The organism is Streptomyces sp. VNUA24, from assembly GCF_029167005.1.
Taxonomy (GTDB): Bacteria; Actinomycetota; Actinomycetes; order Streptomycetales; family Streptomycetaceae; genus Streptomyces; species Streptomyces scabiei.
Genome location: NZ_CP119143.1, coordinates 4,844,859 through 4,866,052 on the forward strand (window position 1 = coordinate 4,844,859; position 21,194 = coordinate 4,866,052).

Consider the following 21,194-nt stretch of genomic DNA (forward strand, 5'->3'; position numbering starts at 1 on the left):
TTCGGCGCAGGGGCTCCTGCCTTTTCCCGGTGCCGGGGCTTTCGGGGGCGCGGAGAGTCAGTCGTCCTTCGTATAGGTCAGTCGGGTGACCTTGCCGGCGGAGAAGTCCCCGTCGATCTTCTTCCCGTTCACCACGAGGCGGAGGGCGCTCGCCTCACCGAGGACCAGATCGATCGACTCCTCGGCGGAGAAGGTCCTGGCCTCCCCCCGCCGGAGCAGTCCCTCGTAGAGCAGCTCGCCGGCCGCGTCCTTCGCCGAGACCCAGCTCCCGCCGTCCTCGGCGGTGACACGGACCGTGACCTCGTTCGCCCCGTCTCTCGCGTCGGCGCCGCCCGAGGACCCGTCGGCCGCCGAGGAGGCGGGCCCGTGGCCCGGGGACGCACCGGTCGTCCCGTCCCGGTTCGCGATGTACACCCCGGCGGCGACGAGCACGCCCACGATGAGCAGGGCGATGACGGCCGCGACCGGCCCGCGCGGACGCGGGGGACGGCCCGTGCCCCCGCCCTCCGTACCGGGTCCGCGTTCGCCCGTGGGGGCGCCGCCACGCCCCGGCAGATCAGTCCCCGACTCCACTGCTGTCAGCCTCCCCCGGTGTGACACCGCGCACGTTAGGACGGCACGGGACGAGGGGACGTTCCCGAACCGGGCCGGGGAATCAACGGGCCCCCGTCCCCCGGCCGCCTCCCTCGCGAACCGCCTCCCTCGCGAACCGCCTCCCTCGCGAACCGCCTCCCTCGCGAACCGCCTTCCTCACCGGCCGGTCCGACCGTAGCCTTCCCGCATGATCGATCAAGGCTTGGTGGACGGGATGGGGCGGCGGATCGCCCTGCACGAGGTCGACGACGAGAACTGGCGGGCCGTCGCGGACGTCGCTCCCCTGGACGGCCAGCGGCGATACGTTCCGGCGCTGGCCGCTCGATACCTCCTGCTGTCCCTCCGCGAGGGCGTGTGGAACTCGCTCGCGGTCCGCGCCGACGACACCGTGGTGGGGCACGTCATGTGGGGGCGGGACGAGGACGGCTCGTACTGGGTCGGCGGGATGCTGATCGACGGTGCCGAGCAGGGCAGGGGGGTCGGGCGGGCGGTGGCGCGGACCCTGCTGCACTGGCTGGCGGACCGTCCGGACTGCACGGTCCTGCGCCTGTCGTACCACCCGGAGAACACCGCCGCCGAGCGCCTGTACACCTCGCTGGGGTTCGTTCCGGTGCCCTCCGGTGAGGGGGACGCGGACGACGAGGTGGTCGCCGAGCTGTCCGCGACGTCGGTCGGCCGGGTCAGCGGCGCTCCTTGAAGTGCGTGGCCACGAAGATCGCGGCGGTGGCGCAGGCGACCGTCCCGGCCAGGACGACCAGCTCTCCGTCGTCGCCGGGCGGGAACAGTGGCATGTCCCAGCCGAGCAGCCGCACCCCTACCCCCACGTAGATCCACCCGGCCACGCCGAGCGCGGCGAACGCCAGGGCGACCTTGCCGTTGGCCGAGGTGGGCAGGGAACGGATGCCGTCCAGCACCCGCCGTGCGTCCAGGGCTTCGGCCTCGCCCCGCCGCCTCCGCAGCCGGCGCTCGTGCAGGCCGAGGAACACGAAGCCGGAGAGGCAGACGACCCAGCCGGCGGAGGACAGGTGGTCCGCGAAGGGGTCCCGGTAGCCCGGCTCTCCGAAGGTCCGGACGGCTGACCAGATCCAGAGCGCGGTGGCCAGGAGCGTGGCTGCCGTGTAGAGCCGGCCCCACGGAGAGGAGAACATCCGTGTCATGCGTCTTCGGTCCATGCGACCGCACGGTATCGGCTGTGTCCGCGCGTACGACAGGCCGTTGGCCTGGGCATGCGTCAGGGCCGTACAACCTCCCCCGGCCGGCACGACTCTTAGGGAGGGTCGGCATCGGCCGACTGGTCGGAACGGATCGGAACGGAACGGAACGGGGTGGGTCGTGGGGTCACTGAAGAGGCGGGGCGTGCTGCTGGGCTGGGGTGGGCTGGTCGTCGTGCTCGGGGTCGGGACGGTCGTGTGGGCGAACTGGTTCCGGGCGCCGTACTCGCTCGCCGGGGCGCCGACGGTTGATGTGACCGTGCGGGCCGCCAAGTCCGAGTACCCCGATGTGGCGGAGACGGCCGAGGAGGTCGACACCGTCGTGCGGGCCTATGTGCAGCGGCTCAAGGCCGGTGATGTGGAAGGGCTGACGGAGCTGGCCGGGCCCGCGTACGAGGAGCCCCGGGGCGCCGCCTACGAGCAGGTCCGGGAGTTCGGCGAGGGGGCGCGCGGGCACGTCGACGTCCTGGTGGAGGAGGGGGTCGTGGACTACTTCAATCCCGTCCGGCTCACCTACGACAGGACCGGCCAGAAGCAGGAGCTGCTGCTGGTGAAGGACGACGGGCACTGGTGGGTCGGGCTGGGGGAGGGTGACCCGGCCGCCGGGATGTAGGTCCGTCCCGCGGGCGTCGCCCCCGGCGCGGACTACTTCTCGTACAGCCCCTCGATCTCGTCCGCGAAGGAGCGCTCCACGACCTCCCGGCGCAGTTTCATCGACGGGGTGAGGTGGCCCTCCTCCTCCGTGAAGCCGCCGGGGACGATCGTGAACCTGCGGATGGACTCGGGGCGTGAGACGAGGCGGTTGGCCTCGTCCACCGCGCGCTGCAGGACGGCTCGCAGGTCCGGGTCCGTGGCGAGGTGGTCGAGGGGGAGGTCCTGCTTGGCGTTCATCAGGGCCCAGTGGGTGATGCCCTCGGGGTCGAGCGTCAGCAGGGCGGTGACGTAGGGGCGGCGGTCGCCGATCACCATGGCCTGGGCGATCAGGGGGTGGGAGCGGAGCCAGTTCTCCAGCGGGGCCGGGGCCACGTTCTTGCCGCTGTCCGTGACGAGGATCTCCTTCTTGCGGCCGGTGATCGTGAGGTACCCCTCGTCGTCGAGCCGCCCGATGTCGCCGGTGGCGAACCAGCCGTCGGGGCCGGCGGGGACGACTCCGCCGGCCTGGGGGTCCCAGTAGCCGCGGAAGATCTGGCCGCCGTGCAGGAGGATCTCGCCGTCGGCGGCTATCCGGACGCGCGTGCCGGGGAGGGGGCGGCCGACCGTGCCCAGGCGGGGCAGATTGGGCGGGGTGACCGTCACGGCCGCCGTCGTCTCCGTCATGCCGTAGCCCTCGAAGACGTCGATGCCCGCGCCGGCGTAGAAGGCGGCCAGGCGGCGGCCGAGGGGGCTGCCTCCGCAGATGACGTAACGGACCCTGCCGCCCAGCGCCTTGCGGATGCGCCGGTAGACCAGGGGGTCGTAGAAGGTGCGGGCCGTTCTGAGGAAGGCGGAGGGGCCGGGGCCGGTGCCGTGCTGCTCGGCCTCCAGGGCCTCGCCGTAACGGCGGGCCACGGCGGCGGCCCTGTCGTACGAGGAGGCGCGGCCCATGCGTTCGGCGGAGGCGCGGGCCGTGTTGAAGACCTTCTCCAGGACGTAGGGGATGACCAGGAGGAAGGTCGGGCGGAAGGACTTGAGGTCGGCGAGCAGGTCCTCGGTGCGGAAGCTCGGCGAGTGGCCGAGGCGCACCCTCGCCCGCATACAGCCGATCGCCACCATGCGGCCGAACACATGGGCGAGGGGGAGGAAGAGGAGGGTGGACGCCTCCTCGTCCGTCTTCGCGCGGAAGATCGGGTAGAGGAGGTCGATCGCGTTGTCGACCTCGGCGCAGAAGTTGCCGTGGGTGAGGGCGCAGCCCTTGGGGCGGCCGGTGGTGCCCGAGGTGTAGATGAGGGTCGCGAGGGTGTCGGGGCCCAGCACCCCGCGCCGTACGGCGACTTCCTGGTCGGACACGTCCCGGCCCCGCTCGGCCAGCCGGCCGAGGTGGCCCTTGTCGAAGACCCACATGTGGCGCAGGTCGGGGATGCGGTCCAGTTCGGGGCCGAGGGCGGCGGCCTGGCCCGTCGTCTCCACGGCCAGCGCGACCGCGCCCGAGTCCTGGAGGATCCAGCGGGTCTGGAAGACGGAGGAGGTCGGGTAGACGGGGACCGTCACCAGGCCCGCCGCCCAGGCCGCGAAGTCCAGCAGCGTCCACTCGTACGTCGTCCGCGCCATGATCGCGATACGGTCGCCCGGCATCAGCCCCTCGGCGATCAGGCCCTTCGCGAGCGCCAGCACCTCGGCGGCGAACTCGGCCGCCGTCACGTCCCGCCACTCGCCGTCGCCCGCGTCGGCACCCCGCTCCCGGTCCGGGTCCCCGTCGGCGTTCCCGTCCGCCGGCCCGCCGCCGCGCTTGCGGCTGAGGACGACCGAGTCGGGCGCGTGGGTCGCGTTGTCGAACGGGATGTCCGCGAGGGAGCCGTAGGCCGCCGATTCGGCGAGCGCGGGTACGTACGCCTCCCGCACGGTCCCGTCCAGCCGCTTCAACTCGGGCTCCACCGGCGCGGGTTCGGTGTGTTCGAGGCTGGACACGGGCGGCTCCTGGGCGTTCGTTGTGCCCGGATCGTACGGGGTTGGTGTGTGAGGTGCGTGTGAGTGTAGCGATGGTCCGGAGGTGGAACGGGGCCGGGGATGTGCAGTGTCACGGACCGCCGACGCGCGGTACCTGTGCAGGTCAAGGGGGTGCCAAGTTACCTGAGGGTCGTTCATGTCCACCGGGCCCGGAGAGGTCTGCCCAGCTCTTACCTCGGGTAACCTGACTGATGAGTAAGAAGCGGGTCCGGCGCGGGGAGCGGAGCCCGGCGCGAGGAAGGGGAGACCGTCCGATGCAGCCGACGCACGTCCTCGCCGCCCCACCGGCCCTCGGCCCCGCGCTGGCCAGGGGCGCCCTCCGCTCACCGCGCAAGAGCCGCGCGCTCGCGGGCGCGGACTCCCCGGCCGGGACCGCCGACGGGTTCCCGCGGCTCCTCCTGCCCGGCGTCCGGATCGACCTCGCGCGTCTCGCCGCGTACGAGCGCGTCTGCGGGTTCCCCACCGGGGAGGACGCCGTCCCGCTGACGTACCCGCACGTCCTCGGCTTTCCGCTGGCCATGCGCATCATGTCCGGCCGCGCCTTCCCGCTGCCCCTGCTCGGACTCGTGCACACGTCGATCGAGATCACCCGACGCCGACGGCTGCCCGCCCACGGGGAGTACGAGATCACCGTGTACGTCGACGGGCTGACACCCCACCGCCGGGGCACCGAGGCGACGGTGGTGACCGAGGTGCGCGACGGCAACGAGGAGGAGGGCGGCTTCGGGGTGGGGGTGGGAGTCGCCTGGGAGTCCCGGAGCACGTATCTCGCCCGGCACGGACGGGGGGACGGGGCGGCGCCCGGGCGGGAGCGTGGGTCGGAGGGGGAGCCGGTGCTGCCCGGGGTGGTCGAGTGGCGGTGGGGCGGGGACGTCGGGCGGCGGTACGGGGCGGTGTCCGGGGACCGCAACCCGATCCATCTGCATCCGCTCGGCGCCCGCCTGTTCGGGTTCCCCCGGGCCATCGCGCACGGCATGTGGACCGTGGCCCGCTGCCTCGCCGAGCACGGCACGCCCCCGGCGACCCTGGTCCGCGCGGAGTTCCGGGCCCCGGTGTCCCTGCCGGGCACGGTGACGTACGCGGCCGACGGAGAGACCTGGGGCGGCTTCGAGCTGCGCGGCGGCGACGCCACGGCGCCGGGCCGACCGGGGGTCCGGCCGCGGGTCCATGTGAGCGGTCATGTGTACCCGCTCGTTGTCTGAGCACACGTGAACATCGCTCGAACTCTTCTTGACGCCGAGGCGACGCGGATCGGTGCTCTCTTTCGTCAACTGCCCGACAAACCGGGGCAGTTGCGGCGCCCGGCGCGGCGGACGCACGGCTTCCGCACCGGCCGGGCCCCTCCACGGCGGGAAATCGCTCATCCGACGCTCAGGATTTCTTCTTAATCTCTCCGCACCGCGCGAACATGCCGAACCGGGGCGCGCGCCGGACGATTCACGCCAGGAAGGGCCCTGAGCCATGCCTCCCAGACGCATCGCCGTTCTCGCCGACTCCGACACCCGCTGGAAGTGGGGTGCGGCCGTGGCTCGGCAGCTCGCGCCCGGGCACGCGCTCGACGCGTACTTCCTGAGCGGCCGGTCGACCCCGACCGAGCGGCAGCTCGCCGAGATCGGGATCGTGCCGGACACCCGGCGGGAGGTGTCCGCCGCCGAGCTGGTCGGCGACGAGGAGCTGGCCGCCGCCGACATCGTCGTGATGGCGCTGCTGGGCGGCACGGTCCTCACGCTCACGCACAGCCTGGGGCTCGCGTGGGACGGGCGGGAGCGACGGCCCCTCACGGTCACCGGGTACGTCGGTGTCGTCTACGAGAAGATGGTCGACGGCCTGCTGACCCGCGCCGGCAGCGACCTCGTCCTCGCCAACTCGGCCTACGACGCGGCCCGCTTCCGGAAGGCGTTCACGAGCGTGGGCGTCGACCCGGACACGGTCGTGGAGTGCGCGCTGCCGTTCCTCGGGGGCGACCCGTACCTGCCGTCGGCCGCCGGCGAGCGGCCGTTCACGCTGACCTTCGCGGTGCAGCCGTCCGTGCCGAAGGGCAAGGCCGCGCGGCTGGCGCTCCTCGAACGGGCCGCCGCGCACGCCCGTCTGCACCCCGACCGGGAGGTGCTGATCAAGCTGCGCAGCATGCCGGGGGAGGCGACCACCCACGTCGAGGCCGACCCGTACCAGCTCCTCGTCGAGGAGCTGGCCGACACCGTGCCGCCCAACCTGCGGCTCGTCTACGGCAACATGGGCGAGGTTCTGGACCGTACGGATCTGCTGGTGACGGTCAGCTCGACGGCCGCGCTGGAGTCGATGCACCGGGGCATCCCCACCGCGATCCTCACCGACTTCGGTGTCCGGGAGGCGCACGGCAACCACTACTTCCTGCACTCCGGCTGCCTGGCCTCCTGGGACGACATCGACGCGGGGGCGCTGCCGCAGCCCGACCCGGCCTGGTCGGGGGCGCAGGGCATCGGCAAGTCCGAGCCGTACGCCGCCGCGCGCGCCCGTGTCGCCGCGCTGCGCGCCGGTGCCGTTCTGCCGCCGCTGCGGCCCTACTACACGCCCCAGCGCGCGGGGCTCTACCTGGGCGACCTCCTCGTGCGGCACGGCTTGGACGAGCAGGGGCGGCCGCTGCCGGGGACGTTCGCCGCGGGTGACGCGGGGCGGGTCAAGGCCGTGGTCCGGCGGGTGGCCCGCAGCGGGGCGAAGTCGCTGTACCGGGTGGGGCGGCAGCGGGTGGCACCCACGCTGCGGAAGTGGGGGGCGGCGTAGGAGGTCGCTGTTCGGCCGCGGCCCGGTGGGGGCTTCTCGCGCAGTTCCCCGCGCCCCTGAAAAGCAGGGGCTGCGCCCTGTGCTTTTCAGGCCCGCAGGGCCTGTGTCTTCAGGGGCGCGGGGAACTGCGCGACCAGCCCCCACCGGGCCGCGGGTGACGATGGTCGCTACTCCCCGGGCTCCCCCTCGGGCGGCGGAGCCCAGGGGCGGCCCTCCATCAGGTCGCCCAGGCCCGCCCACGCGAAGTTCATCAGGGTCGCGGCGGCCTGCCGGGCGGTGATGCCGGGGGTCGCGTTGGCCCAGGCCGCCAGGGCCTCGGCGGCGCCCACGAGGCCCTCGGCGAGGCCCGCCACCTCCCGCTCGGGCAGCGAGGGATCGCGCCGGGCCTCGCGGGCCGCGACCAGGATCAGCCCGGTCACGAACGCCACCATCTCCTCCCGCATCGCCGCCACTTCGGCGGCGAACGGCTCGCCGTGCGTACGCGCCTGCAGATGCAGCACGGCCCAGGCGTCCGGGTTGCGGGCGGTGTGCGTGAAGAACGCGCGCAGCCCTTCCCAGAGTTGACGGTCGGCGGGCAGCTCGGGATCGACGCCGGCGCGTACGGCGGTGGTGAGCGCGGTGACCTCGCGGCGGATGCAGGCGGTGAAGAGGTCTTCCTTGGAGTTCAGGTACAGATACACCAACGGCTTGGACACGCCCGCCAGTTCGGCGATCTCGTCCATCGACGCGGCCCGGTAGCCGCGCTGCCCGAAGGTCCGCACCGCCGCGTCCAGCATCTGCTGTTCGCGTACCGCGCGGGGCATCCGTTTGCTCTTCACAGCACCCATGCGGGCAAGCGTACGGTCCGGGCGGCGGGGAGGGACTCTACGAAGCCTGGCCCGACGCCGGCTCGGCCGTCTTGGCGGGCTCGGCGGTCTTGGCGGGCTCGGCCGTCTTGGCGGGCCCGGCGGTCTCGGCCGCCACCGGCGTCCGCGCGTCGTCGTCGGCCTCGTCCTCCTGGCTGCGGTTGGCCGCGAGGTTGGACTTGACGCGGTCGATGGAGCGGTCGAGGCGCGGGGCGATCCGCTCGGAGGCCCGGTCGCGCTCCTTGCGCAGGGCGACGAAGCTGATCGGCGCGGAGACGAGCAGGGCGAGGATGATCATCCACATGCCGTTGGAGGAGCCGAGGCCGCGCGGCGCGACGCCGAGGTAGACGAGGCCCCAGACGACCACGAAGCAGCCCGCGAAGATACCGAGGCGCATCAGTGTGTAGCGGAGCATCTCAATCCACTCTTCCGTTTCCGTTCCGGACGTTGCCGAGGGGCGCGTCTGCCGAAGGGCGCCTTCCAGTGAAGCACGGTCGGCGTGCGATCTTGCACGGGGGTTGCCGGGGCTCAGGTCAGGGGCAGGAGCATCGTGATGTCGTCGCGGTGGTCCCCGGGGGCGACACGGATGGCGCCGGGGACCCGGCCGACCTCCTTGTAGCCGCAGGAGGCGTAGAAGTGCTCCAGGCCGTGGCCGCCCCGGCAGGTGAGGCGGATGGCGTCTATGCCGTCGAAGCCGCGGGCCGCGGACTCGGCCGCCGCCATGAGGGCGCGGCCGTAGCCCTTGCCCTGGTGGGCGGGGTGGACCATCACCGTGTAGAGCCAGACCCAGTGGGTCATCAGGCGGTGGGTGTTGAAGGCGAAGAACGCGGTGGCGGCGGGGGTGCCGTGTGCGTCGAGGCCGAGGAGGAGGCGGTGTCTGCCGTCCGCCATCGCGGTGAGGTGCTTGAGGAGTTCCGGGCGGATGTCCTGCGGGGTGACCGGGGGGACGAAGCCCACGGCTCCGCCGGCGTTGGAGACGTCCGACCAGAGGGTGAGGATGTTCTCGTGGAGGGTGGGGGTGAGGGGCGGGTCCAGGTGGAACGTAAGGGGCATGGGGTGACCGTAGTCATTACGTGCGGCTCGCCTCAAGAGGGATTCGCCCCCGCCGCCCCTACCCGTCCCATCCTTGAGGGGCTGCGCCCCTCGCCCCCACACGTCCGCCCGGTGGGGCTTCTCGCGCAGTTCCCCGCGCCCCTGAAAAGCAGGGGCTGCGCCCCGTGCTTTTCAGGGGCGCCTGCGGCCTCTCAGACCCGCATCGGCTGCGGGGACTCCCTGCGGGCCGGGTCCGGGCCCTCGTACTCGCGGATGATCTCGTACCGCGTGTTGCGTTCCACCGGGCGGAAGCCCGCGTCGCGGATGAGGTCCAGCAGGTCCTCGCGGGTCAGCTTGTTCGGCGTGCCGTAGTTGTCCGCGTCGTGGGTGATCTTGTACTCGACGACCGAGCCGTCCATGTCGTCGGCGCCGTGCTGCAGCGCCAGCTGGGCCGTCTGGACGCCGTGCATGACCCAGAAGACCTTGACGTGCGGGACGTTGTCGAAGAGAAGGCGGGAGACCGCGAAGGTCTTCAGGGCCTCGGCACCCGTCGCCATCTGGGTGCGGGCCTGGAGGCGGTTGCGGACCTTGCCGTCCTGCATGTCGACGAAGTCGTGCTGGTACCGCAGGGGGATGAAGACCTGGAAGCCGCCGGTCTCGTCCTGCAGTTCACGCAGGCGCAGCACGTGGTCCACCCGGTGGCGCGGCTCCTCGATGTGACCGTAGAGCATGGTGCAGGGGGTCTTGAGCCCCTTCTCGTGCGCCAGGCGGTGGATCCGCGACCAGTCCTCCCAGTGGGTGCGGTGGTCGACGATGTGCTGCCGGACCTCCCAGTCGAAGATCTCCGCGCCGCCGCCCGTCAGCGACTCCAGGCCCGCGTCGATCAGCTCGTCGAGGATCTCCGAGGCGGTGAGGCCGCTGATCGTCTCGAAGTGGTGGATCTCGGTGGCCGTGAAGGCCTTCAGCGAGACGTTCGGGAGGGCGGCCTTCAGCTCCTTGAGGGAGCGCGGGTAGTAGCGCCACGGCAGGTTCGGGTGCAGCCCGTTGACGATGTGCAGCTCGGTGAGGTTCTCGCCCTCCATCGCCTTGGCGAGCTTCACCGCCTCCTCGATGCGCATCGTGTACGCGTCCTTCTCCCCCGGCTTGCGCTGGAAGGAGCAGTACGCGCACGACGCCGTGCACACGTTGGTCATGTTCAGGTGGCGGTTGACGTTGAAGTGGACGACGTCACCGTTCTTCCGCGTCCGCACCTCGTGCGCCAGACCGCCCAGCCAGGCCAGGTCGTCCGACTCGTACAGCGCGATGCCGTCCTCGCGGGTCAGCCGCTCGCCGGAGCGGACCTTCTCCTCCAGCTCACGCTTGAGCCCGACGTCCATGCCCACACCTTTCACCGACCGACCGTTGGACCGACTTGCCGCTCAACCCTACGTGCACCGCCCTACTGCTCCTCCTCCGGCAGCTCACCGACCCGGTTCTCCCACTTGGTGGAGAGCACGATCGTCGTACGGGTCCGGGAGACGCCCTTCGTGCCGGAGAGCCGGCGGATGGTCTTCTCCAGGCCGTCCACGTCGGGGGCGCGCACCTTGAGCATGAAGGAGTCGTCGCCCGCGATGAACCAGCAGTCCTCGATCTCGGCCAGGTCCCGCAGGCGCGTCGCCACGTCCTCGTGGTCGGCGGCGTCGGAGAGGGAGATGCCGATGAGCGCGGTCACGCCGAGGCCGAGGGAGGCCGCGTTGACGGTGGCGCGATAGCCGGTGATGACCCCGGCCGCCTCCAGCCGGTTGATGCGGTCGGTGACACTGGGTCCCGACAGACCGACGAGGCGTCCCAGCTCCGCGTAGGAGGCCCGGCCGTTCTCCCTCAGGGCCTGGATGAGCTGCCTGTCCACCGCGTCCATGCGATCGGTTGCCTTCCGCTGAAGAGTTGCGTCTGAAGAGTTGCGTGGTGAGTGATGCGTGCGGTCGTGGGTGAGTGATGCGTCTGGTCGTGCGGGTCGTACGGGTCGTGCGTCGCGAGGGGTGAGCGTGCGGGGCGCTCAGGTGGTCGTGTGCGCGGGGCGCGCGCCGCCCACCTCGCCCTCCCAGCGCCGGTACAGGGTGTGGGGGACGCCCGCCGCGTCCAGCACCCGTCCGGCGACGAAGTCCACCAGGTCCTGGATGTGCGTGGCTCCCGCGTAGAAGGCCGGGGACGCGGGCAGTACGGTCGCGCCCGCCTCGTCCAGGGTCACCAGGTGCCGCAGGGTCTGGCCGTTGAGCGGGGTCTCGCGTACGGCGACCACCAGGCGGCGGCCCTCCTTGAGCGTCACGCTCGCCGCCCGCTGCAGCAGGTCCTTGGAGAGCCCCAGGGCCACGCCCGCGACGCACGCGGTCGACGCGGGCACGACCAGCATCCCCTTGACGGGGTACGAGCCCGAGGACGGTCCGGCGGCCAGGTCCCCGGCGCTCCAGTACCGCACGCGCTCGTCGTCGAGATGCACGGCGAACGTGCCGGGCTTGCCGTCGGCGCCGCGGGCCAGCCATTCCCGCAGGTCCTCGCGCCAGTGGGCGTCCCGGAAGGAGATGCCCGTCTCGTCGAGCAGGGTGAGCCGTGAGGCCCGGGACACCACGAGGTCGACGCTCTCGCCGGCGGCGAGGAGCGCGCGCAGCACGGCCGCGGCGTATGGGGTGCCGGATGCGCCGGACACCCCTACGATCCAAGGCGTACGCGGCGTCTTCCCTGGCTTGACTGGGTTCACGACCCCGAGCCTATCCGGCGCCGCGGGCCGGGAACCGGTCAAGGGGGCATGACCGTTTTCCTGGAGGGACGAGTCGAGTCGAGGCGGGGGCCGGACATGGCGGGTGGAATGCGCGGGGCACTGAGTCCCGAGCGGGAGTGGTCGCACGGGGACCGGGCGAAGGCCGCGGCCAAGCTGATGGTGGGCTGGGTGGCGCTGCTGTGGCTGCTCGAAGTGATCGACGTGGCGACGGGTCACGCGCTGGACGACTTCGGGATCGTCCCCCGTTCGGTGCCCGAGCTGGCCGATGTCGTGCCCGCCTCGTTCATCCATTTCGGCTTCGGCCATGTCGCGGCGAACAGCGTGCCGCTGCTGGTGCTGGGGTTCCTCTCGGCGCTCGGGGGTCTGCGGCGCTTCGCCGCCGTCTGCGCGCTGATCATCGTCGCGGACGGGCTGGGCGTCTGGCTCGTGTCCCCCGACAACACGAACACGGCCGGTGCCTCCGGCGTCGTCTTCGGGCTCTTCGGCTTCCTCGTCGTCACCGGCTTCGTCGAGCGCCGGCTGCTGGGAGTCGCGGTGGGTGTCCTGGTCGCGGCCGTCTGGGGCGGCGCGATCTTCGCGGGCATCGCCCCGAACGAGACCGGCATCAGCTGGCAGGGGCACCTGATCGGGCTGGTGGCGGGGGTGGTGGCGGCGTTCGTGTTCCGCCGGCGTGGACCCCGCACGGCGCTCACCGCGTAGGGCGCGCCTTCGGGTCCACGGGGAGCCGGCCGGTGGCGATGGTGAGTTTGCCCAGGGGGGTGTCGAGGGTCAGGTCAGGGCCGTAGGGAATGGTGTCGCGGCCCCGGTAGCCGTCAGGGCCGGGGTTCCACATCGTGACGGCGTGGCCCTGGAGCGGGTCCAGGATCACGTAGTGGGTGACGCCCAGGGCGGCATACCGGCGGGGCTTGATCTCGTAGTCACGGCGAATGCTTTCCGGCGACACCACTTCGGCCACGAACTCGATCAGGTCGGCGGGATACGAGCTGCGGTTCTCCGCCTCCGCCTCCGCCGGGATGACCGCGATGTCCGGGCAGAACTCGTTGGCGTCGTCGAACGGGAACGCCACGTCGCTGACCAGTGCCCAGGTCGGCGGAAGCTGATCCTCCAGGTCCCTTGACACCCTCAGGATCGTCTTCCCGTGGAACGGCCTGACCGGGTTCATCACGATGCTGCCCTCGACAATCTCCGTCAGATAGCCGGGGAACATGTCCTCCAGCCTGCTGAGCTGCGAGTGCAGGCGGTCAATGCCCGAGACGGTCACGCTGGCCTCCCTGGGGTCCTGCCCTCGATGGTAGGCCGACGGTAATCAGAGGGTCAGGCCGCGAACCAACAGATCCAGCAGCGCACACACGAACAGGGCGATCCCGATGAACCCGTTGACCGAGAAGAACGCCCGGTTCAGGCGCGACAGGTCGTGCGGACGCACGATCGTGTGCTCGTACACGAACGCGCCCGCCACGATCGCCAGCCCCAGCCACAGGAACGCACCCGCGTCCGTGAGCACCGCGTACCAGGCGAACAGGGCCGTCGTCAGCACGTGACAGACCCGTGCCGACCAGACCGCCGCCGGGACGCCGAAGGGGGCCGGCACCGACAGCACGCCGGACTCGCGGTCGGAGTCGATGTCCTGGCAGGCGTAGATCAGGTCGAAGCCCCCGATCCAGATGCCGACCGCCAGGCCGAGGACGACCGCCTCCCACGACCACTCCCCCGTGATGGCGAGCCAGCCACCGACGGGCCCCATGGCCTGGGCGAGACCGAGGATGGCCTGGGGGTAGTTCGTGAATCGCTTCCCGTAGGGGTAGACCACCATCGGGATCACGGCGACGGGCGCCAGGGCCAGGCAGAGCGGGTTCAGCAGCGCCGCCGAGCCGAGGAAGATCACGACGGCGATCAGCGCGCCGGTCCACGCGTGCCGGACCGACATCGCCCCGGTCACCAGTTCACGGTGGGCCGTACGCGGGTTACGGGCGTCGATCTCCCGGTCGATGATCCGGTTGACCGCCATCGCGAAGGTGCGCAGCCCCACCATGCAGACGGTGACCAGGAGCAGCCGCACCCAGTGGACGTTGCCGTCCAGCCGGAACATGGCGGTGAGCGCGGCGATGTACGCGAAGGGCAGCGCGAAGATCGAGTGCTCGATCATCACCAGCCGCAGGAACGCCTTGGTGCGCCCCGGCTGCGGGATCGCGGCGGAGGCGCTGGTCACAGGCCGTACTCCTTCCAGCGGCGGTCGACGAGCGCCGCCGTGGCCGGGTCCGACTCGACCATGTCGGGCCAGCCCCCGTCCCGCGTGTACCCCTCCTCGATCCACTTCTTCGTCGCGTCGATGCCCGCCTTACCGCCCCAGAACTGCTGGTAGGAGGCGTGGTCCAGATGGTCCACGGGGCCCTCGACGATCGAGAGGTCGCGGGAGTAGTCCGTGTTGCCCAGCGCCCGCCAGGCGACCTCGTGGAGGTCGTGGACGTCGCAGTCGGAGTCGACGACCACGATCAGCTTGGTCAGGGACATCATGTGGGCGCCCCAGATCGCGTGCATGACCTTCTGCGCGTGCTTGGGGTACTTCTTGTCGATCGAGATGATCGCGCAGTTGTGGAAGCCGCCCGCCTCGGGGAGGTGGTAGTCCACGATGTCCGGGACGATGATCTTCAGGAGCGGGAGGAAGAACCTCTCCGTGGCCCGGCCCAGCGGGCCGTCCTCCGTCGGCGGGCGGCCGACCACGATCGACTGCAGCAGCGGCCGCTTCCGCATCGTCACACAGTCGATCTTCAGTGCGGGGAACGGTTCCTGCGGGGTGTAGAAGCCGGTGTGGTCGCCGAACGGGCCCTCGGGAAGCATCTCGCCGGGCTCCAGCCAGCCCTCGATCACGACCTCAGCCTGCGCCGGCACCTGCAGCGGCACGGTCTTGCAGTCGACCATCTCGATCCGCTTGCCCGAGACGAACCCGGCGAACAGGTACTCGTCGATATCCCCGGGGAGCGGGGCCGTGGAGGCGTACGTCACCGCGGGCGGGCAGCCGAAGGCGATGGCGACCGGCAGCCGCTCGCCCCTCTTCGCCGCCACCTGGTAGTGGTTGCGGCTGTCCTTGTGGATCTGCCAGTGCATGCCGATGGTGCGCTTGTCGTGGCGCTGGAGGCGGTAGAGGCCGAGGTTGCGGACGCCGGTCTCGGGGTGCTTGGTGTGGGTGAGGCCCAGGTTGAAGAAGGAGCCGCCGTCCTTGGGCCAGGTGAAGAGGGCCGGGAGCAGGTCCAGGTCCACGTCCTCGCCCTGGAGGACCACCTCCTGCACGGGGGCGCTGTCCGCCTTCACCTTCTTCGGCGGGACGTGCGTCATCGCGCCGAGCTTTCCGAACGCCTCGCGCACCCCGACGAAGCCCTGCGGCAGCTCGGGCTTGAGCAGACCGCCGATCTTCTCGCTGATCTCGCCGTACGACTTCAGGCCGAGGGCCTTCAGCAGGCGGCGGTCGGTGCCGAAGACGTTCATCGCGAGGGGCATCGAGGAGCCCTTCACGTTCTCGAACAGCAGGGCGGGGCCGCCGGCCTTGTTGACCCGGTCGACGATCTCCCCGACCTCCAGGTAGGGGTCGACTTCGGCCTTGATGCGCTTGAGATCGCCCTCGCGCTCCAGTGCGCGGAGCAGGGAGCGAAGATCGTCGTAAGCCATGCGGTCAAGTATCCCCGAGGGGCTACCCTGACCCCGTCACGGGGCCCCGAGCACTGCCCCGATGTCACCACCACCGCTTCCAGGGGGCCGTTCCATGCTCAGGGTGTTGATGTACCTCGTGCCGCTGGCACTGACGATCTACGCCTTCATCGACTGCCTCAACACCCCCGAGGACGAGGCGAAGCACCTGCCGAAGATCGCCTGGGTCTTCATCATCCTGCTCTTCTGGATCGTCGGCCCCATCGCCTGGCTCGCCGCCGGAAAGCTGCGGGGCGGCCCCGCGGGCGGGCGCACGCCCTCCGAGTGGCACCGCAACCATCGCACCGAGTACGTCGCCCCCGACGACAACCCCGAGTTCCTGAAGTCCCTCGCCGAGGACAACAAGAAGGACGAGTCCCTGCTCAAGAGCTGGGAGGCCGACCTCCGCCGCCGCGAGGAGGAGTTGAGGCGCCAGGAGCAGGAGAAGGGCGAGCAGCGGGACAAGAAGGACAGCGAGGACTGACGTCCGGGAAGAGGGCGGCGAGGACCGGCGTACGACGAGGAAGTCCCGCATGCCGCACCGGCCTCGCCCGCCCCGCCTGCGCCCCGTCGACCTCGCGCGCCTGTGTGGCGTCTCCACCCAGCAGATCCGCAACTACGAGGCGGCCGGTGTGCTCCCGCCGGTCCCGCGCACGGAGTCGGGGTACCGGGTCTTCGGGGACGCGCACCGGCGCGCCCTGCTGACGTACCGGGCCCTGTCGAAGGGGTACGGGGCGGTGGCGGCCACCCGGATCATGCGGACCGTGCACGAGGGGGACGTGCCGGGGGCGCTGGCGCTGGTGGACGAGGCGCACGCGGCGCTGCACACGGAGCGGGTGGCGCTGCGGGCGACCGCCGAGGCGCTGCGGACGTCGGCCGGGGAGCCGCCCGAGGAGGACGTCCCCGGCACCGACCTGCTGATCGGGGAGGTCGCGGCCCTGCTCGGGGTCCGCACCTCGACGCTCCGTGTCTGGGAGGCCGCCGGTCTCCTCGCGCCCCGCCGCGAGCGCGGCACCGGCTACCGCCACTACACCCCCGACGAGGTGCGCGACGCCCGCTTCATCCTCGCCCTGCGCCGCAGCCACTACCTCCTGGACCAGATCCGCCCCGTCCTGGAGGACCTGCGCGACGAGGGCGGCACCGAGGCCCTGCGCACCGCGGTCACGACCCGTCACACCACGTTGACCGCCCGTACGGCGGCCATGCTGGAGGGGGCGGGCCGGCTGCACACGTATCTGACACCGTCCGACGGCTGTCTGACACCGTCCGACGGCTGTCTGGCACCGTCCGACGACGCGACCTCCGGCTGAAAGCACCCGGCTGAAGGCACCCGATGCCCGAGAAATTCACATATGCCGCTTAAAAGGTCGATGATGGGTATACGGACAAGAGGTGACAGTGATGAACGGCCGGGAGTCGGAGAAGCGCCGTTCCTCGTCGGGGCAGTCCGAGCCCGCCGAGGAACGCGTCTCCGCGCCCGAGGCCATGCGGAACGCGGTCGAGCAGCTCGCCGAGCTGCTGGGCCGCGCTCCCGAGTCCGTTTCCGCGCTGAAGCCGACCGAGGAGGGCTGGGAGGCCCAGGTCGAGGTCCTGGAACTGGAGCGCGTCCCGCAGACGACCAGTGTGATGGCCGCCTACCGGGTCGCCCTGGATCCCGCGGGCAAGCTGCTGGCGTACGAGCGCGGCCGGCGGTACACGCGCGCACAGGTCGACCGGGGTTCCCGCTGAGCCGCCGAGGTCGCGGCCACCGCTGACCCGCCTCGCGGAACCCGGTGGCCCTCGACACGGCCGCGCCCCGAAAGCCCTCCGGCGTACGGCTTCCCGTACCGGAAGGGAAGAGATCGTGACTGTGGTGCCGCAGAGCGAGGGCGGCGCCGGTGCCGCCCGCGGCGGTGGCTCCGGGAACCTCTCGACGTGCTGGAGCTGGTCCTCGACCGGGGCCTGGTCATCGACGCGTTCGTGCGGGTGTCCCTGGTGGGCATCGAGATCCTGAAGATCGACGCCCGGGTCGTGGTGGCCAGCGTCGACACCTACCTGCGCTTCGCCGAGGCGTGCAACCGGCTTGACCTGGAAGCGGGACGCAAGGCCCCCTCCCAGCTGACGGACATCGTCGGGGACTCCGTCGAGTCCGGCGCCAAGGGCAAGAGCAAGGGGGCCCTGACGGGCGCGGTGGAGGCCGTCACCGATTCGCTCCACAAGGGGCGCGGCGACGACGACCGCGAGTCCGGCCGCGAGAGGCAGCGGGTGCGCTCCGAGCGCGGCGCGAGCCGCCGTTCCTCCCGAGAGCGTGAGGAGTGAGCGAGCCGATGTCGGTGTACGTCTACGCCATCACCAAGCAGGCGCATCCGCTGGGCCTGGACGACGTCAGGGGCGTCGGCGAGGACCCCGCCGAGCTGCGGACCGTCAGCAGCGCCGGTCTGAGCGCCGTCGTCAGCGAGGCCCCCGAGGTGCTCTCGGTCAGCCGCCGGGACGTGGAGGCCCATCACGAGGTCCAGGAACAGCTCTGGTCCGACGGCACCATCCTCCCGCTGAGCTTCGGGTTCGTCGCCGAGGACGAGTCCGCCGTCGAGGCGCTGCTCCGGGAGCGGGCGGAGATCTACTCCCGGAGCCTGGACGAACTCACCGGGTGCGCGGAGTTCAACGTCAAGGGCGTGGCGGACGAGGACACCCTGCTGCGCGCCATCCTGACGGAGTCCGCGCAGGCCCGGGAGCTGAACGAGACGATCCGCGAGGGCGGCGGTACGTACGAGGACCGCCTCGCCCTCGGTGAACTCGTCGCCGGGGAGGTACAGGCCCGGCAGCAGGCGCTGGGCGAGGAGGCCCTGGCCGCGCTGCGGCCGTACGCCCGTGCCGAGCAGCTCTCGCCGCCGTCCCAGCAGTACTTCGTGAGCGCCTCCTTCCTGGTGGACGGAGAGCGGTCCGAGGAGTTCGCCGAGGCCGGCGGGGAGCTGGCCGAGGCCCTGGGAGAAGGGGTGGAGCTGCGGCTGCGCGGACCGCTGCCGCCGTACAGCTTCGTCTGACGCGTTCCCTGATGAGGAGGCGCTGTGGTGGGACTGGTCGGAACCATTCTGACCTTGCCGTTCGCTCCCGTGCGGGGCGTCGGATGGGTGGTCGACAAGGTGCGGCAGGCCGCCGAGGACGAGTACTACGACCCGGCTCCCGTCCAGGAGGAGCTGGTGCGGCTGGAGCGCGCGCGGAGTGAGGGGCAGGTCGGCGAGGAGGAGTTCGCGCGGCGCGAGGAGGAGTTGCTGCACCGGCTGGAGGAGATCAGCGCCTACCGGCTCCAGCAGCAGAGAGAGGCACAGTCATGAACAACGCCACGATCGGCGCCGCCGTCCTCGGCGGGTACCTGCTGGGGCGGACGAAGAAGGCCAAACTCGCCCTCGGCCTGGGGGCGCTGCTGGCCGGCTCCCAGGTCAGACCCGGACAGCTGGGCAAGGCGATCGACGCCCCGTTCCTCGGCGACCTCACCCGGCAGATCCGCACCGAACTGACGGGCGCGGGCAAGGCCGCGGCGACCTCCGTGCTGTCGTCGAAGGCCGACAGCCTGGCCGGAACCCTGCACGAACGCACCGCGGGCCTGCGGGAACGGGGCGAGGGGAACGGCGCGCAGGACGCGGCGGAGGCGGAAACCGACACGGACACGGACACGGATGCCGACACGGATGCCGACGCCGATCCCGATCCCGAGGCCGAGGCCGAAGACGCCGACGGCGACGGCGACGGCGACGGGAAGGACGAGAAGGCCGGGGAGGACGAGAAGGCCGGGGAGGGCCGGAAGCGGCCAGCCAAGCGGTCCGGCGGCACCACCGCCGCCCGGAGGAGCGGCGGACGTTCGACGACCTCGCGCGGCGGGTCCACGGCCCGCAAGAGCGCACCGCGCGCGACGAAGAAGACCGCCGCCGTGAGCCGCTCCAAGAGCGGCAGCGGCTCACGGTCGAGGAGGCAGGGCGATGGCTGAGGGCAGAACGGCGAAAGGCGGCTCGGCTGGTACCGGCACCCTCAGCAGGAAGGACGAGGAAGCCGGCGGGAACGGGCACGCGAACGGCAACGCGGGCACGAGCCGGCTGAAGGAGGAGCTGGAGGACTACATCCAGGCCCGGCTCTCGGTGATGCTCCAGGGCGTGGGCCACGGCCTCGGCACGGGCGCGCGCAAGCTGGGCGACATGAGCGCGGGAGCGGTGAAATCGACCGCGTCCCATGCCAAGGACGCGCTGGTCGACAAGGCGAAGGGTGTCACGGGCAAGGCGAAGGACACCGTCGGCGAGAAGGCCGGGGAGGTCACCGAGAAGGCGGGGGGCGTCGCCGAGAAGGCGGGGGGCGTCGCCGAGAAGGCCAAGGAGGCCCTCTCCAAGGGTGGCCACGGCAAGGATCCCTCGGGCGGCAGCGGCAAGGGGCACACCATCATCGAGGACATCGACGTGGGCGTTCCGGTGCGTGAGGCGTACGACCAGTGGACGCAGTTCGAGGAGTTCCAGCGGTTCGCCAAGGGTGTGGTCGGCGTCGAGCAGAAGGACGAGGTCGCCACGCAGTGGCACGTCAAGGTCGCCAAGTCGAACCGGCACTGGCACGCCACCATCACGGAGCAGATACCCGACGAACGCATCGCCTGGACCTCCGAGGGCGACAAGGCCACCACCAGGGGCGTCGTCACCTTCCACCCGCTCGGGGACAACCTCACCAAGGTGCTGCTCGTCCTGGAGTACTTCCCGAAGGGGCTCTTCGAGAAGACGGGCGGCCTCTTCCGGGCCCAGGGCCGCCGGGCCCGCCTCGACCTCAAGCTGTACCGCACGTTCGTCATGATGCGCGGCGAGGCCACCGGCGGCTGGCGGGGCGAGATCCGCGACGGAGAGGTCCAGGAGCAGGAGGAGGACGAGGACGAGGACGGCAACGACGCGGCTGACCGGTACGACGAGGACGACGAGGACCGGTACGACGACGACCGGGACGACGAGGACGACGAACCCCGCGCGGAGGACGAGGACGAGGAAGGCGAGTGGGAGGACGACGACGAGGCCGCGGACGACTACGAGGACGAGGGCGGCTACGAGGACGAGAACGAGGAGCCGAGCGGGGACGAGGAGGCTGAGGACGAGGACGACGAGGGCGACGAACCGGTGCGGTCGAGGAGGAGGTCGAGCGAGCCGTGACCCCGTCCGACTCCCCCGTTCCCTCGCCGACGCGGAGCCCGTACCCGTACGGCGGCGGTCAGGGCTCCAGCGCGAACCTCGCCGACATCCTCGAACGCGTGCTCGACAAGGGCATCGTGATCGTCGGGGACATCAAGATCAACCTGCTCGACATCGAGCTGCTCACCATCAAGCTGCGCCTCCTCGTGGCCTCCGTCGACAAGGCCAAGGAGATCGGCATCGACTGGTGGGAGCACGATCCCGCCCTGTCCTCCCGCGCGTCCCGCTCCGACGGCCGGCGCTCGCTCGCCGACGAGAATGAGCGCCTGCGCGCCGAGGTGAGAGAGCTGCGCGAACGCGTCGAGGCGCCGCCGGAGCTGCCCGCGCGGAAGCCGCGACCGGCCGGATCGGCCGAGCGCCGGGCCACGGGCCGTAAGGCGAGCCAGGCGAGCCGGAGCGAGAGCCGCCCGGCCGAGCCCCCGCGCAAGCGGCGCAGGCCGGTGGGCGAGGAGGCCGACGACAGCGACGAGGAGCGGTCCTGAGC

Annotated in this window: 24 protein-coding genes and 2 pseudogenes; 14 read left to right on the top strand and 12 right to left on the bottom strand. The window is 71.5% G+C overall.

The features are described from left to right. Positions 1–57: 57 nt before the first annotated feature. On the bottom strand, positions 58–573 hold the full coding sequence (locus PYR72_RS20495; RefSeq protein WP_275456658.1) for a DUF4115 domain-containing protein: 516 nt from the start codon (positions 571–573) through the stop codon (positions 58–60). 208 nt (positions 574–781) lie between these two features. Between PYR72_RS20495 and PYR72_RS20500 the strand changes: the two genes are divergently transcribed. After that, positions 782–1,291 (top strand): GNAT family N-acetyltransferase, encoded by a 510-nt coding sequence (locus tag PYR72_RS20500; protein WP_275456659.1) that lies wholly within the window; start codon positions 782–784, stop codon positions 1,289–1,291. Here PYR72_RS20500 and PYR72_RS20505 read toward each other — a convergent pair. Continuing rightward, positions 1,275–1,766, bottom strand: coding sequence for a hypothetical protein (locus tag PYR72_RS20505; RefSeq protein WP_275456660.1), 492 nt, complete (start codon positions 1,764–1,766; stop codon positions 1,275–1,277). The two genes, PYR72_RS20500 and PYR72_RS20505, sit on opposite strands and share 17 nt — an antisense overlap. Positions 1,767–1,926: 160 nt before the next feature. Between PYR72_RS20505 and PYR72_RS20510 the strand changes: the two genes are divergently transcribed. Next, positions 1,927–2,418, top strand: coding sequence for a hypothetical protein (locus PYR72_RS20510; protein ID WP_275456661.1), 492 nt, complete (start codon positions 1,927–1,929; stop codon positions 2,416–2,418). Positions 2,419–2,450: 32 nt separating this feature from the next. On the opposite strand, the gene PYR72_RS20515 is transcribed toward PYR72_RS20510, so the two are convergent. Then, complete coding sequence (locus PYR72_RS20515) at positions 2,451–4,409, bottom strand: long-chain fatty acid--CoA ligase (protein ID WP_275456662.1); 1,959 nt, start codon at positions 4,407–4,409, stop codon at positions 2,451–2,453. A gap of 293 nt (positions 4,410–4,702) precedes the next feature. Between PYR72_RS20515 and PYR72_RS20520 the strand changes: the two genes are divergently transcribed. Continuing rightward, positions 4,703–5,650: a MaoC/PaaZ C-terminal domain-containing protein gene (locus PYR72_RS20520; RefSeq protein WP_275456663.1), complete on the top strand. Its 948-nt coding sequence runs from the start codon at positions 4,703–4,705 to the stop codon at positions 5,648–5,650. 259 nt (positions 5,651–5,909) lie between these two features. Next, a complete protein-coding gene (locus PYR72_RS20525) occupies positions 5,910–7,208 on the top strand; it encodes a DUF6716 putative glycosyltransferase (RefSeq protein WP_275456664.1) in 1,299 nt (432 codons plus the stop codon). A 167-nt stretch (positions 7,209–7,375) separates the two neighbouring features. On the opposite strand, the gene PYR72_RS20530 is transcribed toward PYR72_RS20525, so the two are convergent. From PYR72_RS20530 to PYR72_RS20555, 6 genes and pseudogenes are all read right to left on the bottom strand, one after another. After that, positions 7,376–8,035 (bottom strand): TetR/AcrR family transcriptional regulator, encoded by a 660-nt coding sequence (locus PYR72_RS20530; protein ID WP_275456665.1) that lies wholly within the window; start codon positions 8,033–8,035, stop codon positions 7,376–7,378. A 142-nt stretch (positions 8,036–8,177) separates the two neighbouring features. Continuing rightward, positions 8,178–8,468, bottom strand: a pseudogene (locus tag PYR72_RS20535) (DUF4229 domain-containing protein); the annotation flags it as partial. A 113-nt stretch (positions 8,469–8,581) separates the two neighbouring features. After that, on the bottom strand, positions 8,582–9,106 hold the full coding sequence (locus PYR72_RS20540; protein WP_275456667.1) for a GNAT family N-acetyltransferase: 525 nt from the start codon (positions 9,104–9,106) through the stop codon (positions 8,582–8,584). A gap of 191 nt (positions 9,107–9,297) precedes the next feature. Then, positions 9,298–10,461 (bottom strand): aminofutalosine synthase MqnE, encoded by a 1,164-nt coding sequence (gene mqnE / locus PYR72_RS20545; RefSeq protein WP_275456668.1) that lies wholly within the window; start codon positions 10,459–10,461, stop codon positions 9,298–9,300. A 62-nt stretch (positions 10,462–10,523) separates the two neighbouring features. Continuing rightward, positions 10,524–10,982: an Lrp/AsnC family transcriptional regulator gene (locus PYR72_RS20550; protein WP_275456669.1), complete on the bottom strand. Its 459-nt coding sequence runs from the start codon at positions 10,980–10,982 to the stop codon at positions 10,524–10,526. A gap of 138 nt (positions 10,983–11,120) precedes the next feature. Further along, complete coding sequence (locus PYR72_RS20555) at positions 11,121–11,819, bottom strand: UbiX family flavin prenyltransferase (RefSeq protein ID WP_078852432.1); 699 nt, start codon at positions 11,817–11,819, stop codon at positions 11,121–11,123. A gap of 108 nt (positions 11,820–11,927) precedes the next feature. Between PYR72_RS20555 and PYR72_RS20560 the strand changes: the two genes are divergently transcribed. Then, positions 11,928–12,539 carry a rhomboid family intramembrane serine protease gene (locus PYR72_RS20560; protein WP_275456670.1) on the top strand — a complete coding sequence of 204 codons (612 nt, stop codon included), beginning with the start codon at positions 11,928–11,930 and terminating at the stop codon, positions 12,537–12,539. Here PYR72_RS20560 and PYR72_RS20565 read toward each other — a convergent pair. The 3 genes from PYR72_RS20565 to PYR72_RS20575 are packed head-to-tail and all read right to left on the bottom strand — an operon-like array spanning position 12,529 to position 15,503. Beyond that, positions 12,529–13,101 (bottom strand): Uma2 family endonuclease, encoded by a 573-nt coding sequence (locus tag PYR72_RS20565; RefSeq protein ID WP_013001543.1) that lies wholly within the window; start codon positions 13,099–13,101, stop codon positions 12,529–12,531. The genes PYR72_RS20560 and PYR72_RS20565 overlap by 11 nt on opposite strands. 45 nt (positions 13,102–13,146) lie before the next feature. Next, a complete protein-coding gene (gene mqnP, locus PYR72_RS20570) occupies positions 13,147–14,049 on the bottom strand; it encodes a menaquinone biosynthesis prenyltransferase MqnP (protein WP_275456671.1) in 903 nt (300 codons plus the stop codon). Continuing rightward, on the bottom strand, positions 14,046–15,503 hold the full coding sequence (locus PYR72_RS20575) for a menaquinone biosynthesis decarboxylase (protein WP_275456672.1): 1,458 nt from the start codon (positions 15,501–15,503) through the stop codon (positions 14,046–14,048). The genes mqnP and PYR72_RS20575 overlap by 4 nt, the downstream gene beginning before the upstream one ends. Positions 15,504–15,597: 94 nt before the next feature. Here PYR72_RS20575 and PYR72_RS20580 point away from each other — a divergent pair, with 94 nt between their 5' ends. The 9 genes and pseudogenes from PYR72_RS20580 (at position 15,598) to gvpJ (ending at position 21,192) form a co-directional block, all read left to right on the top strand. Further along, positions 15,598–16,005, top strand: coding sequence for a PLD nuclease N-terminal domain-containing protein (locus PYR72_RS20580; RefSeq protein ID WP_275456673.1), 408 nt, complete (start codon positions 15,598–15,600; stop codon positions 16,003–16,005). Between the two features lie 49 nt (positions 16,006–16,054). After that, the gene (locus PYR72_RS20585) at positions 16,055–16,831 is read left to right on the top strand and encodes a MerR family transcriptional regulator (protein ID WP_275456674.1); all 777 of its coding nucleotides are present in this window, start codon (positions 16,055–16,057) and stop codon (positions 16,829–16,831) included. Between the two features lie 88 nt (positions 16,832–16,919). Next, positions 16,920–17,249 (top strand): gas vesicle protein, encoded by a 330-nt coding sequence (locus tag PYR72_RS20590; protein WP_275460467.1) that lies wholly within the window; start codon positions 16,920–16,922, stop codon positions 17,247–17,249. Positions 17,250–17,370: 121 nt separating this feature from the next. Further along, a pseudogene (locus PYR72_RS20595) lies at positions 17,371–17,819 on the top strand (gas vesicle structural protein GvpA). An 8-nt stretch (positions 17,820–17,827) separates the two neighbouring features. After that, the gene (locus PYR72_RS20600; RefSeq protein WP_275456675.1) at positions 17,828–18,541 is read left to right on the top strand and encodes a GvpL/GvpF family gas vesicle protein; all 714 of its coding nucleotides are present in this window, start codon (positions 17,828–17,830) and stop codon (positions 18,539–18,541) included. A gap of 27 nt (positions 18,542–18,568) precedes the next feature. Then, the gene (locus PYR72_RS20605) at positions 18,569–18,832 is read left to right on the top strand and encodes a gas vesicle protein GvpG (protein WP_275456676.1); all 264 of its coding nucleotides are present in this window, start codon (positions 18,569–18,571) and stop codon (positions 18,830–18,832) included. Further along, positions 18,829–19,482, top strand: coding sequence for an ABC transporter substrate-binding protein (locus PYR72_RS20610; protein ID WP_275456677.1), 654 nt, complete (start codon positions 18,829–18,831; stop codon positions 19,480–19,482). The genes PYR72_RS20605 and PYR72_RS20610 overlap by 4 nt, the downstream gene beginning before the upstream one ends. Next, the gene (locus tag PYR72_RS20615; protein WP_275456678.1) at positions 19,475–20,671 is read left to right on the top strand and encodes an SRPBCC family protein; all 1,197 of its coding nucleotides are present in this window, start codon (positions 19,475–19,477) and stop codon (positions 20,669–20,671) included. Before PYR72_RS20610 ends, PYR72_RS20615 begins: the two co-directional genes overlap by 8 nt. Next, positions 20,668–21,192, top strand: coding sequence for a gas vesicle protein GvpJ (gene gvpJ / locus PYR72_RS20620; protein ID WP_275456679.1), 525 nt, complete (start codon positions 20,668–20,670; stop codon positions 21,190–21,192). The genes PYR72_RS20615 and gvpJ overlap by 4 nt, the downstream gene beginning before the upstream one ends. The last annotated feature ends 2 nt before the right edge of the window (positions 21,193–21,194 follow it).